The sequence below is a fragment of the Vibrio sp. 10N.222.46.A1 genome, assembly GCF_041473595.1.
GTDB lineage: Bacteria > Pseudomonadota > Gammaproteobacteria > Enterobacterales > Vibrionaceae > Vibrio > Vibrio tasmaniensis_A.
The window spans coordinates 1-12,402 of record NZ_JBFRSN010000394.1 but is presented as its reverse complement, the minus strand read 5'-3'; the positions used below and the strand labels follow the sequence as shown (position 1 = coordinate 12,402).

10 protein-coding genes are annotated in these 12,402 nt (G+C 45.4%); 6 read left to right on the top strand and 4 right to left on the bottom strand.

Annotation, left to right across the window (positions count from 1 at the left end):
- Positions 1-54: 54 nt before the first annotated feature.
- The gene (locus tag AB4496_RS12495; protein ID WP_102258583.1) at positions 55-2,109 is read right to left on the bottom strand and encodes a hypothetical protein; all 2,055 of its coding nucleotides are present in this window, start codon (positions 2,107-2,109) and stop codon (positions 55-57) included.
- Positions 2,110-2,133: 24 nt separating this feature from the next.
- Positions 2,134-2,619 carry a hypothetical protein gene (locus AB4496_RS12490; RefSeq protein ID WP_102258582.1) on the bottom strand — a complete coding sequence of 162 codons (486 nt, stop codon included), beginning with the start codon at positions 2,617-2,619 and terminating at the stop codon, positions 2,134-2,136.
- A gap of 81 nt (positions 2,620-2,700) precedes the next feature.
- On the opposite strand from AB4496_RS12490, the gene AB4496_RS12485 reads away from it, so the two are divergent.
- The 3 genes from AB4496_RS12485 (at position 2,701) to AB4496_RS12475 (ending at position 8,962) form a co-directional block, all read left to right on the top strand.
- Positions 2,701-4,014, top strand: coding sequence for a MipA/OmpV family protein (locus AB4496_RS12485; protein ID WP_102258581.1), 1,314 nt, complete (start codon positions 2,701-2,703; stop codon positions 4,012-4,014).
- 227 nt (positions 4,015-4,241) lie between these two features.
- On the top strand, positions 4,242-8,324 hold the full coding sequence (hrpA, locus tag AB4496_RS12480; protein ID WP_102258580.1) for an ATP-dependent RNA helicase HrpA: 4,083 nt from the start codon (positions 4,242-4,244) through the stop codon (positions 8,322-8,324).
- 143 nt (positions 8,325-8,467) lie between these two features.
- Positions 8,468-8,962, top strand: coding sequence for an outer membrane beta-barrel protein (locus AB4496_RS12475; protein WP_009847008.1), 495 nt, complete (start codon positions 8,468-8,470; stop codon positions 8,960-8,962).
- 170 nt (positions 8,963-9,132) lie between these two features.
- Here AB4496_RS12475 and AB4496_RS12470 read toward each other — a convergent pair whose 3' ends face one another.
- A complete protein-coding gene (locus AB4496_RS12470) occupies positions 9,133-9,909 on the bottom strand; it encodes a hypothetical protein (RefSeq protein WP_009847007.1) in 777 nt (258 codons plus the stop codon).
- Positions 9,830-10,627, bottom strand: coding sequence for a hypothetical protein (locus AB4496_RS12465; protein ID WP_102258579.1), 798 nt, complete (start codon positions 10,625-10,627; stop codon positions 9,830-9,832). The genes AB4496_RS12470 and AB4496_RS12465 overlap by 80 nt, the downstream gene beginning before the upstream one ends.
- Positions 10,628-10,834: 207 nt before the next feature.
- Between AB4496_RS12465 and AB4496_RS12460 the strand changes: the two genes are divergently transcribed.
- The 3 genes from AB4496_RS12460 to AB4496_RS12450 all read left to right on the top strand — a co-directional run.
- Positions 10,835-11,017, top strand: a complete 183-nt coding sequence (locus AB4496_RS12460) for a hypothetical protein (RefSeq protein WP_133151992.1) — start codon at positions 10,835-10,837, stop codon at positions 11,015-11,017.
- Between the two features lie 223 nt (positions 11,018-11,240).
- A complete protein-coding gene (locus AB4496_RS12455) occupies positions 11,241-12,026 on the top strand; it encodes a TetR/AcrR family transcriptional regulator (protein WP_009847004.1) in 786 nt (261 codons plus the stop codon).
- Between the two features lie 120 nt (positions 12,027-12,146).
- Positions 12,147-12,402, top strand: a 256-nt coding sequence (locus tag AB4496_RS12450; RefSeq protein ID WP_372131061.1) for a hypothetical protein, incomplete at its 3' end; no start/stop codon positions are given.

Sequence of the window (12,402 nt, the reverse complement as noted above, 5' to 3'; positions counted from 1 at the left end):
TGTATAAATACCCAGCAACTCGCTGCAAAAATTAGCTCGAAAGGTCAACACGCCCTAGTAAGGTTCAGGAAAGCGGGTGGTTTTACCGTCACCACTAAGTGTTGTGATCGACTGTGGTTTACCATCCTCATCTAGCCTTAATTCACCAATCGCACTTCGGTTTGAAAGGCGATAGAAGGTTTGATTGTCTGGGCTTCGCTTCTCGATCTTTAAGCGCTTTCGCTTGGTGAAATAGTTCAAAACTGAGCGAGGACTGTATAACAGGCGGTCCCACACATCACAGAATTTAAGCAGCGGCGCTGGGAATTGATTTTTAATGCCACTACAGGTGATTTGATAAATGTTCGGGCTATTTCGGCGGTATCTAAGCTTGATATCGTAAGCAAAGGAGTAGTGAACATCGCCCGAAAGCACCACGAAATTGGTCGGTGTTTTGGTATGGGTAAAGATACTGATCAGCGTATTGGCACTGCCCGGATGTGCCATCCAGTTTTCAGCGTCAATCACCAATGGCTTACCAATTGTAGTCGCCATCTTTTGCAATGTTTCAATAAACTTCACGCCAAACATCGGTGCAGCTGAAACGATCACGACTTTATCTTGATGCATCAATTGATGTTGAAATTCAATCAAGGCCTCCCAGTCCATCAAACCTGAAGGTTTATTCATACGAGATTCCGAACGCCAGCGACGGGTTCGGGTATCCAACACAATGACTTTGGGTGAAGTATCTATTGTGTAATGCCACTCCTCAAAGCGACTCAGCATCTCAATGAAGGCTCGATGCTTGTTTGGCTCGATGTCGCTAACAGAGTGAGTAGTCGCGGCATCGCCGGTTTCACTGTTCGTTTGTTTAAGGTTGTCCGTTTGTTCAACGTCATGCGTTTGTTTAGCGTTATGCGTTTGTTTAGTAACGCGCGGTTGATCGACAAAAAGCTGTTTTGCTTGCTCGATGAATGTCTCGTCGAAGCTCTCCGGTTTATTACCCCAGCCCTGACACATCCAGTAAGCCGCAAGGCCGTTACCAATGACTTGAGTTGCGAACTGGTTTTGGTCTACGGCATGTTCCCAACCCACGGTAAGGTTCCAATCATCGGTCACATCGTGATCATCAAAGATCATGTACGTAGGGATATGTGCGAACAGACGTTGTACTTGCGGTAAGCCAGCAATGAAATCATCCATGATGACGCTTTCATCACGCCACTGTTGCTGCTCAGTCGGTGTTAATTGGCGTCCACCTTGAGTGAAGTTATTCTCAATTAAGCGCTCTCGATTGACACACTGCCACAGTGTCGGCGACCAAACTAACAGGTACATCGCGATAAACTCAGACAGCGTGACCAAGTGGTTTTCACAATCGGTAGAGCTAAAAATCGGTACGCCACGATTTGGGAAGAACTTATCGAGCATGGATGCTGAAGTGGTGTGGTGTGGCAAGTACTGATCACGTTGATATAAGTGATATTCGCTCTCAAATAAGGCGTCACTGCTGTTGATTCGGTTAACTTGCGAGTCAGTCGGTAAGCTCTCTCCCACTAGGCCAAGCAATTGAATCACTTGCTGAATAGCATCAAGTGTTGGGCCTGCCACATGGTCAGCGTAGATCTGATCGCCGCTCATCATCAGCATATCGGGTCTTTCAGCGACGGTTTGATCGGCAATCTTGTTATCTGCTGCGACTAGGCTGTCTTTGCTTGGATGATGTGGATTACGGCAAGAGCCATGAAGAATGTAATCAGCCGAGGTCGATATCTTAAACTCAACGCGAGATTTACCGTTGTAAACAAGGTGAGGGGCAAGCTCTTTTAATGAGCCTGACTCTGTGTGAACGTCATACTCTAGAGGTGTATTCGTCGGGAACTCGCCTTGTAAGCGGATGAGCGTTACCCACGCATGTGTACCGATTTGAATCGAATCATGATCTTCAAGCGATGAGGTATAAAACGGTTGGTCTGGCTCTACGTCAGAATTACGGGTATACAGTTCGGCTCTGCCTGTCAGAGGCGAGCTGGTGGCTAACCAAAGTACGACTTCAGTTGCAGTCGTTTTTCTTAAAATGGGTCCGGCGAGTAACAGGGGAAGAGATGATGTCGTAGAGGGTTTCAATACGGTACCTAAAATCGTTGGTGGCTAGTCGTCGTGGTGTTGTTTTGTTTCGAGCTTGTTCGTTTCAGGCTCTGTTATGTCGGGCGCGATCATTTCAGACTCAGGTGTTTCAGAACCATCTGCTTCAAGGAGTTCGATAACTTCCGAGCTAGAAAGTTCATGGCCCATTAGAAATATTGCCAATAGGGCATCGGCTTTGGTCTTAGTATCGGATGTGTCGTCTAACACTTGCTCTAGTTTTTCACGAATCATAGCAATTTCGTGTTCAACAAAACCACGGCCTTCTTCATCCCCTTGATTGTCTTCAGGGGCATTATCGAACTCAAGAAATAGCATGTCGCCGTCTAGGTTGGTATTCACCAAACGCTCAGGCAACCACGCTTCACCAATAACAATATCCGGATCGGAATCTTGGGGTAAGTGATCTATAATGTTTTGTAATTCGGAGACTTTCACAATGCTTTCATTTAACCGAGAATATTCCACATTGTAACGGCCAATGCCGCTCAAACCTAAATTTAGTTAGCCGTTATCGCTAATAAATGTCTATTCAGTAACACAAAATTTATTACAAAGAGTAATTACATAAGAATGAAGCTTAAATATTTACCGACTTTCACTCCGTCGGGCGCGGTTTTCCTAAGTAGCATTTTTCTAAGTGCTAATGCGTGGGCTGCGAAAGAGCAAGAGTGGGGCATCGCTGCAATGTTTCGTACGGCAAGTATTCCTTACGACACGTCAGGTGGCGACCAAACGGTTAGCTCTTTTGTTCCAATGCTATTTTTCAAGAACGACTATGTGTTCATTGATGGAACTGAGATGGGTGCTTACCTTTATCAACCCGATGACGAGAAATGGTCTCTTAATGCTATCTCTCGCATGCGCTTTATTGATATCCCTGCTTCTGAGCAGAATGAAATTGAAGGTGATACGGCTGACTTTGGTGCTCAACTGACTTACCAACTTGATGGGCCTTGGTCTGTCGAAACGGAGTTTATGAGTGACAGTGAATACAACTTCCACGGTAACTTACGAGCGAAAGCCAAGTATGAAACCGGAGACTGGGAGCTCACTCCGCGTGCGACACTGCGTTATAAAAGTGCGGATTTCAACAGCGAGTATTACTCAGCAGCGAGTGAAACCATCGGCGCAGGTGTGGACCTGAATGTCGGTGTAGAAGCCCGTTACCATGTGTTTTCGAACTTGTATTTATTGGGTTCAACCAGTGTGACTCGACTGGATGATAACGCCTATGACTCGTCGATTGTCGAAGACCGTTATCAAGGCGAACTTTACCTTGGTTTTGGCTTTTTCAACGATAAAACCAAAGCGCCAAAACCTAAGCTGAGCAATGCGCCGTATTTACGTGTCGCACACGGCTGGGCGACGCCATCGAATATTGGCGACATCATGAAGTTCAACAGAGAGAAAGACGAATACAACAACCAGTTGACCTCATTCTTCTATGGCCACCCGTTAACCGATGAGATCTTCGGTTTCCCATTGGACATCTACTTAACGCCAGGTATCGCGCATCACTGGAGTTCAGATGTTCAGTCAAGCAGCACCGAATACATTGTCGCAATTAAAGCGTATTACACTTTCGACTGGCCAACTCAATGGCGTGTTGGTGTGGCAGAAGGTATGTCTTACATCGATTCGCTGACTTACATCGAAGCGAAAGAGATGAAAGAGAAGGGTTATAACGGGAGCCACTTGCTTAATTATCTCGACTTTTCGTTCGACGTAAACGTAGGTGATTTAATGAGTAAGAATGACCTGAACAACTTATGGTTCGGCTATTCGTTGCATCACCGCTCTGCTATTTTTGAAAACGCCTCTCAGTTTGGTCGAATCAAAGGCGGCAGTAACTACAACACGGTTTATCTACAGTACGAGTTTTAAGCGCGTTTTTTAGCAGGCAGTTTATAACAGGCGTTTTTAGCGTTTAGTTTTTAACTGTGATTTTTGAAACATTCGGTTTGCGTTCGTCACGCTTCCATCGCTTTTACTAACGTGAGAGTGACTAATCAGCCTGATAGCAAAAGGTTTTCCCTTTGTTGTCAGGCTTTTTTGTTTGAGACTTGTGATATAATCGCGCGAGTTTAATAAGTACAAGAATAGGACACGCTTTGACTTCGTCTCCGGAAAAAGCAGATAACAACAAGAATGCAGCACAGCCAAGTTCTCCACAGAACGAAGCGAAATCAAATAAGCCTGCATCGAACCGACCTGCTAAACAATTAAATGCTGAACAAGCAAATGCCAAGAAAGCTGAACAGTCAGCGACAAAGACAAAATCATCTCAGAATAGCCCAGTATCTATTCGTAAAGCGCTCCACGAATGTATGATGCGTGATCGCTTCCGTTTGAGTAAGCGAATTACTGGCGCGAGTAAAATCAAGAACGAACAATCTAAGCACGCTGTCTTCGATGAGATTGCGTTAGATATTGCCAAGTCAATGATGACGGCAACTCAGCGTGCTGCGCAGAAACCAACCATCGAATACCCAGAGATTCTCCCAGTAAGCCAAAAGCGCGATGATATTGCGAAAGCCATTGCTGAAAACCAAGTAGTTATCGTGGCGGGTGAAACGGGGTCGGGTAAAACTACTCAGTTACCCAAGATCTGTTCTGAGCTTGGCCGAGGTCGTTTTGGCCTAATTGGTCATACTCAGCCTCGTCGCCTTGCGGCGCGTTCGGTTGCAAACCGTATTGCGGAAGAGATGGAAACGCAGTTGGGTGAATTCGTTGGTTACAAGGTTCGATTCAACGACCAAATTTCTGAAAACACCCAAATCAAATTGATGACCGACGGTATTCTACTGGCGGAAATTCAACACGACCGTTTCTTAAGCCAGTACGACACCATCATTATCGATGAAGCGCACGAACGTAGCCTGAATATCGACTTCATCATGGGTTACTTGAGAGAGCTTCTACCAAAGCGTCCTGACTTGAAAGTGATTATCACGTCGGCGACTATCGATCCTGAGCGTTTCTCGAAGCACTTTAACAACGCGCCGATCATTGAAGTGTCAGGCCGTACTTACCCAGTAGATACGCGTTACCGCCCACTAGGTGGTGATGACAGTGATTCAGACCGCGATCAAATCGAAGGTATCTTTGAAGCCGTTGATGAGCTGTGTGATGAAGGCCAAGGCGATATCTTGATCTTCATGAACGGTGAGCGTGAGATTCGTGATACCGCGGACTCTTTAAGTAAACGTAACTTGCGTGATACCGAAATTGTTCCGCTTTACGCACGCCTTTCTGCGGGTGAACAGAACCGTATCTTCCAGTCTCATACTGGTCGACGCATCGTTCTGGCGACCAACGTGGCAGAAACCTCGTTAACCGTTCCGGGTATTAAGTATGTCATCGACCCGGGTACGGCGCGTATCAGCCGTTACAGCTACCGCACTAAAGTACAGCGCCTACCGATTGAGCCAGTGTCTCAAGCGAGTGCTAACCAGCGTAAAGGTCGTTGTGGTCGTGTTGCTGAAGGTATCTGTATTCGCCTGTACTCTGAGGAAGATTTTGAATCACGCCCAGAGTTTACTGACCCTGAGATTCTTCGTACTAACCTAGCATCGGTTATCCTTCAGATGACAGCGTTAGGCCTAGGCGACATTCAAGCATTCCCATTTGTTGAAGCGCCCGATAAGCGCAATATTCAAGATGGTGTAAGGCTGCTTGAAGAGTTGGGTGCGATCGCGACCGTTGAACCGTCAGCGAACAAAAACAAGAACCATGGCGACGATAAGAAGAAGCTAACGGCAATTGGTCGTAAGCTCGCTAAGCTGCCGATTGATCCACGTTTAGCGCGTATGGTGATTGAAGCGCCAAGCAACCGCTGTTTGCACGAAGTAATGGTGATTGCCTCTGCATTGTCGATTCAAGACCCGCGTGAGCGTCCATCAGACAAGCAACAATCATCTGACGATAAGCACAAGCGCTTCTTCGATAAAGAGTCGGATTTCATCACGTTTGTGAACCTTTGGGATTACGTTAAGCAGCAACAAAAAGAGCTGTCGAGTAACCAGTTCCGCAAACAGTGTAAGCAAGATTACCTGAACTATTTACGTATCCGTGAATGGCAAGATGTGTACTTCCAAATTCACCAAGCAATGCGTGAATTGGACACCAAGCTGAATACAGAACCGGGCAGCTACGATGGCATTCACATGTCTCTGCTATCTGGTTTACTTTCGCACATCGGTATGAAAGACCAAGAGAAGAATGAATATCAAGGTGCTCGTAACGCACGCTTCCATATCTTCCCTGCGTCTGGCTTATTTAAGAAACAACCAAAGTGGATCATGTCTGCTGAGCTGGTGGAAACCTCAAAACTTTGGGGTCGTGTTATCGCGAAGATTCAGCCTGAATGGATTGAACCACTAGCGAAACACCTGATTAAGCGCAGCTACAGCGAACCACATTGGTCGAAGAAGCAAGCGGCAGTAATGGCACACGAAAAAGTGATGCTTTACGGAATTCCAATCATTCCGAAACGTTTGGTTAATTACGGTGCCATTGATGCTACTGTCAGCCGTGAGTTGTTTGTACGCAGCGCATTGGTAGAGGGAGAGTGGGAAACAAAACATGCCTTCTTCAAACAGAACCGCAAGCTACTGCAAGAAGTAGAAGAGCTAGAACATAAATCGCGTCGTCGTGACATCTTGATCGACGATGATGAACTGTTCGACTTTTATGACCAACGTGTTGGCGAAGAGGCGGTTTCAGGCCGTCACTTCGATACATGGTGGAAGAAGACCAGCCAGAAAACACCGGAACTGCTTAACTTTGAAAAGTCGATGCTGTTCCGAGGCGATGCTAGCCACGTTACTGATTTGGATTACCCGAACTTCTGGCATCAAAATGGTATCAAGCTGAAGCTGAGCTACCAATTTGAGCCGGGCGACGACAACGATGGTGTAACGGTACACATTCCGCTGCCTATCTTGAACCAAATAGACCAGAACGGTTTTGATTGGCAGATCCCAGGCCTACGTCAGGAACTGGTGATTAGCCTAATTAAGTCGTTACCAAAAACGCTACGCCGTAACTTTGTGCCTGCGCCAAACTACGCTGATGCGTTCTTGGCTCGTGTTACGCCGCTTGAAGCTCCACTATTGGATTCCCTTGAGAAAGAGCTGCGCCGTATGACCGGTGTGGAAGTGGTACGTGATGACTGGAAGTTAGACCAGATTCCAGAGCACTTAAAGGTAACATTCCGTGCTGTGGATCATCGCAAGCGCAAACTGAAAGAGCAGAAAGACCTGCATGAGTTGAAAGAGAGCCTGAAAGACAAGGTTCAAGAAACACTTTCTAAAGTGGCAGACGATGACATCGAGCAGCAAAACCTGCATACGTGGAGCTTTGGTGAGTTACCAAAAGTCTACCAGCAGAAACGTGGTGGCTATGATGTTAAAGCCTTCCCAGCACTGGTGGACACCAAAGACAGCGTAGAGATCAAATTGTTCGAAACAGAACAAGAGCAGATCACCGCAATGAAATCGGGTCAGCGTCGTTTAATTCTGTTGAACGTGCCATCGCCGATCAAATACTTGCACTCGAATTTACCGAACAAATCTAAGCTCGGTTTGTACTTCAACCCATACGGACAGGTGCTCGATCTTATCGATGACTGTATCGCTTGTGGTATTGATAAGCTGATTGAGCAGAAGGGCGGCATAGTTTGGGAGCCAGAGCAGTTTGAAGCTCTAAAAGAACACGTACGTGCAGAGTTGGATGACACAGTTGTTGAGATTGCTCAACAGGTTGAAACCATCTTAACCACGGCATTCGCCATCAGCAAGAAGCTGAAAGGGCGTGTGGATCTTTCAATGGCATTTGCGCTTTCAGACATTAAAGCTCAAATAGAAGGTTTGATTTTTAAGGGGTTTGCCACAGAATGCGGCTGGAAACGCTTGCCGGATATTCTACGCTATATGAAAGCGATAGAGCGCCGAATGGAAAAACTGCCGATTGACCCGAATAAAGATCGCCTTCATATGATCAAAGTGGACTCTGTAATGAATGATTACAAAGAGCTACTGAATAAAATTCCAAAAGGGATCGCGGTTCCAGAAAATGTAAAAGAGGTGCGTTGGATGATAGAAGAGCTTCGTGTAAGCTTCTTCGCACAGCAACTCGGTACACCTTACCCAGTATCAGATAAGCGTGTTAAAAACGCGATTGATGCTTGCTAAACGAATAAAGCTAGACGCAGTGGCAAGGTTTGGGTATAAATCTTGCTTATTGCATTACTAATTGAATAGTTATTACATACAGGGCGACTTGGTGGCAATTCATTACCACGCAAGGCCTGCCAACAGGACGAAAAAGGTCGAATATGAAAAAAACGTTATTGGCTCTAGCACTGCTAGGTGCATCTTCAACAGCGATGGCTGATTCTTGGTTGTACGGCGGCGCAATGGGCGGTCAAAATTCATTAGGTAATCAAGAAGAGACAGCGATGGGTATCCACGTGGGTACGGGCATCCTTCCATTTATTGGTGTTGAAGCGGGTTACTGGGATCTAGGTTCTTTCGACAGTGTTAAATACGGCAACCAAACACTGACTAAACTAGACGCAAGCACAACTTACCTAGCAATCAAACCAAGCATCGACTTTGGTCCTCTTCACGTATACGCGAAGGGTGGTCTTCACTCTTACGAGCTTAAAGCGAACGGCTTCAAGCAAGACGAAGTTGATATCATGTACGGTGTAGGCGCAGAATACTTCATCTTTGGCCCACTATCTGTAGGCGCTAGCTACCAAAACTTCAACATGAAAGATGACGACTCAGGCGTTTTCTCTCTAAACGCAACTATCCACCTACTGTAATTAGTCAGTAAGACGATCGTAAAAAGCGGTCGGATAATTGTTTGATGGGTTAATAAAACTCATAAAAAATGCCAGCTTGATAGCTGGCATTTTTGTATCTATTGACCGGGTAATCTTGACGGTATTTTCTGACCGTAGACCGTAGACCGTAGACCGTAGACCGTAGAAGGCTACTTTTTACTGTTTAGAATTTTCTGAATTCTTGGGTTAATCGCTTTGCCGTGTTGGCTTTCGTACTCTTCACGTTTTAAATCGTTTAGGTTCTTTACGGAGTTAGCAGCAAGGAGGAACTGCGGTAATTCAGTTTCTAGCATGCCTTTCTCATCTAAACGTTTTGCTTCCAAATAGTACTTCTTAAACAGGCCATCAAGCTTGTTTTCAGCGGTGCGTTTCAAGTCGTACAGCTTGTTTTGGATAAGCCACTTTTCAATGTTGTTAACAGCTGTGCGTGACAACACGCGAATGCGGCTATCAAGCAGCTCTTCTTCTGTTAATGAATCCTTTAGAATCCAAAGCTCACCCATTTGCGGCGGCCAACTGTTGCCAAGTTGAATACGTTCATGACAGTGCATTAGCACGCGGTTAAGGCCGTCTGAGTCAACAGAGTGGGCAAACTCAAGAAACTTTCCGCTTGGCTCACTACCGTATTGGTATTCCCACTGAGTTTCGTACACGCTCAAGAAAGAACCGAAAACATGGATACACCAATCGGTCAGCTCCAACTCTGCGGGATCTTGGTCAACAACAGGCACTTGTTGAGACGAACCCGTGCTAGCAGCATTGGGTGTCGCTACTTCAGTGCTCTGTGCTTCAATAACTTCAGGTACTACTGAGCCTGTAGAGTCAGGAACAACAGGTGAAGCGGGCTCAGAAGGTTGGCTTTTTGCCTTTTTGAATGAGCTGCTGCCTGAAGCGTTCAGATGGGCTAAGCTTTTGTCTATACCCATTTCCTTGAGCTTGTCCTGCATTTCCTGAATATTGAGAGGTCTTCTGCTGTTGTTGTCTTTCATTTTGCTTCTCGTTAACTAGCCAGTACTGCAGCTTGGATTCAATCCGAGATAGTGGCATTAATTCATTGGCTTTGGCTTTATACCAGAGGACAAATTTCTTCCATACTAAACTATGGTCACCGGTCAAACCGGAGAATTTAAACGCACGTTCTGCCCATGATGGTATCTCTTCTTCGTTGAGATCATGAGTAGATACGGTGTTGCTGTTCATTGAGCCTCGGCCTTGTGGGCGAGGGGCATGCTGCATGTGTTGCATCGGTGCCGGAGCAGGCTGAAACTTGGGTGCAGGTGCAGGTGCAGGTGCAGGTGCAGGTGCAGGTGCAGGTGCCGTAGAGTAGACAGGAATACTGTTGGTCGGTTGAACCTCAACGTGCGCCGTAGCTTGCTCTTGCTCAATGAGCATTTTGAAAACGTGAATCTCTTTTTGATCTCGATAATCTACTTTTACCTTATCGAGAAAACCTTGGTCGACTAAACACTTAAGGCAGTCGGCTAAACCAAACGTAGAGAGAGCACAAAGTTGACCTGCTGTTTGTAAGCACACATTGGTGTAGCCGAATTCGTCAGCACCGTCTGCAAGCATCAATAAAACAAGCTTTTCTGCTGGGCTAGAAGTATTCACTTGCCAAGCTAAATAAGAATATTTGGCGCTCAATATCGTGTTCTCAAAAAAGGTAAGTCGTTGTCACTATTGTAAGTCACCCCTTACCTAATTTATAGCAACTTAGTAGAAAACGGCATTAGTAAGCCAAATATTAACCATAAGGAGAGGTCTGCACCAAAAAGTGAACCTGAACTCACTCATTCTCGTGGTTTACGTACCCCTCCATTCGGCTCGAATAGCTGACTGTCCTAAACCATCATGCTCTATTTAGATGAAGACAGCGTAATGGGCTTGTATTGGTTTCGCCAAACTAAGGCGCTTCTTTCTGCGTTGGTTAGTGATGCCGCGTTGGTTAGTGATGCTGTATCGGTTATTGATCTTATGTTGGTTACTGATGCTATGCCAGTTAATGACGGCAGGCTGGTGAGTAACGCGATGTGATTATTGATGGTTTTCTCATCTATTCATAAAGTGAATTTAATTTTATGAAACACCTTGATATGATCAATATTTGCGCTATTATGACGATAAGTCAGAAATGACGAAGCGTCACAAAATGGTTAACTACATGAATTTACTATTCGTGTTAATATATTGGATAGGAGCGTTTTAAATACTGGCGAAGCTTAGATAACGGCTAAGCTCATATACGGACTGAGAAATTATGTTTGGCTTTGGTTGTAAAGGCGATAAACAAGGTATCTTTGGTTGCAAAGGCGTGTTGTCTAAAAAGCAGCAGTCTATAGCAGACCGAGAAGTAGAATTGATGTTGTTAGCAAAAGATCTGGTTCGAGAACAAGGGTTCGGAAACCTCACGATGGATAGGCTAACGGCAGCAAGTTCTTATTCTAAAGGTACGATATACAATCACTTTTGCAGCAAAGAAGACGTGGTTTTAGCCTTGTGTATTCACTCTTTAAAGACCGAGGCATTGATGTTTGCTCGTTCTGGAGAGTTTGAAGGCAACACACGTGAAAAGATCGTCGCACTGCACGTTGCTTACCGAATCTATGCTCGCATGGAACCGGTACTATCAACCTGTGCGATCATGGCGAAAAGCCCGTGGGTACTAGAGAAAGCGTCTAGTGCACGTGTAACCGAGATGAATGAACTGGAAGAGTTGGTGATTGAACAAGCCGATTCAATGGTAAACCGAGCAGTAGAAGCCGGTGACCTTAAGTTCTCTTCTGGTGTGGGTTCGGATGCCATCGTGTTTGCTAACTGGTCAATCGCATTTGGTTCAAATGCCTTGTCACAGAACGCATCAAACAGTCATTGTATTAAGCGGTTACAAGACCCGTATTCAGTATTACACAACGCGAACATGCTACTAGACGGCCTAAATTGGCAGCCCCTTTCTAGCGATTGGGATTACCGCAAAACCTGGCGCCGTGTAGAACAAGAACTGTTCAGTGAAGAAGTCGCTTACCTAGAGTCAGTAGGTCGATAATCTTCCATTAAGCCCACTCGTGTGGGTTTATTAATAACCATTAGTGACGATTCGTCATAAACTTAAGTTTGCCTAGTGTGGTTTTGGTTTTCTTGAGTGTATGACTAAGAATTGTGTCTTTTGTCAGCTTCGGCTGGCTTTTTAAGACACAACTATGACGAATCGTCACAAATGGAGACTGTGATGGAACATGACAGCCAGAAGCCCAATTTAGCCAATAGCTCTGATTTAATGAGTAACCCTGATTCAACTAGTCACCTCGATTTAACTAAAAAACCCGATTTAGAGAATCATTCATTCAACTCAGGTCAACAGGCTCATAATCTAGATAATAGTTGGCACTCAATACCGACTAAGCGTTCGTTTATCGTTCTGC

Excerpts from the sequence above, each read along its gene's own strand:
- AB4496_RS12475 (WP_009847008.1), top strand. The coding sequence starts at position 8,468 with ATGAAAAAAACGTTATTGGCTCTAGCACTGCTAGGTGCATCTTCAACA.
- AB4496_RS12455 (WP_009847004.1), top strand. The coding sequence starts at position 11,241 with ATGTTTGGCTTTGGTTGTAAAGGCGATAAACAAGGTATCTTTGGTTGC.
- AB4496_RS12460 (WP_133151992.1), top strand. The coding sequence starts at position 10,835 with ATGCTCTATTTAGATGAAGACAGCGTAATGGGCTTGTATTGGTTTCGC.
- AB4496_RS12470 (WP_009847007.1), bottom strand. The coding sequence starts at position 9,909 with ATGGGTATAGACAAAAGCTTAGCCCATCTGAACGCTTCAGGCAGCAGC.
- AB4496_RS12485 (WP_102258581.1), top strand. The coding sequence starts at position 2,701 with ATGAAGCTTAAATATTTACCGACTTTCACTCCGTCGGGCGCGGTTTTC.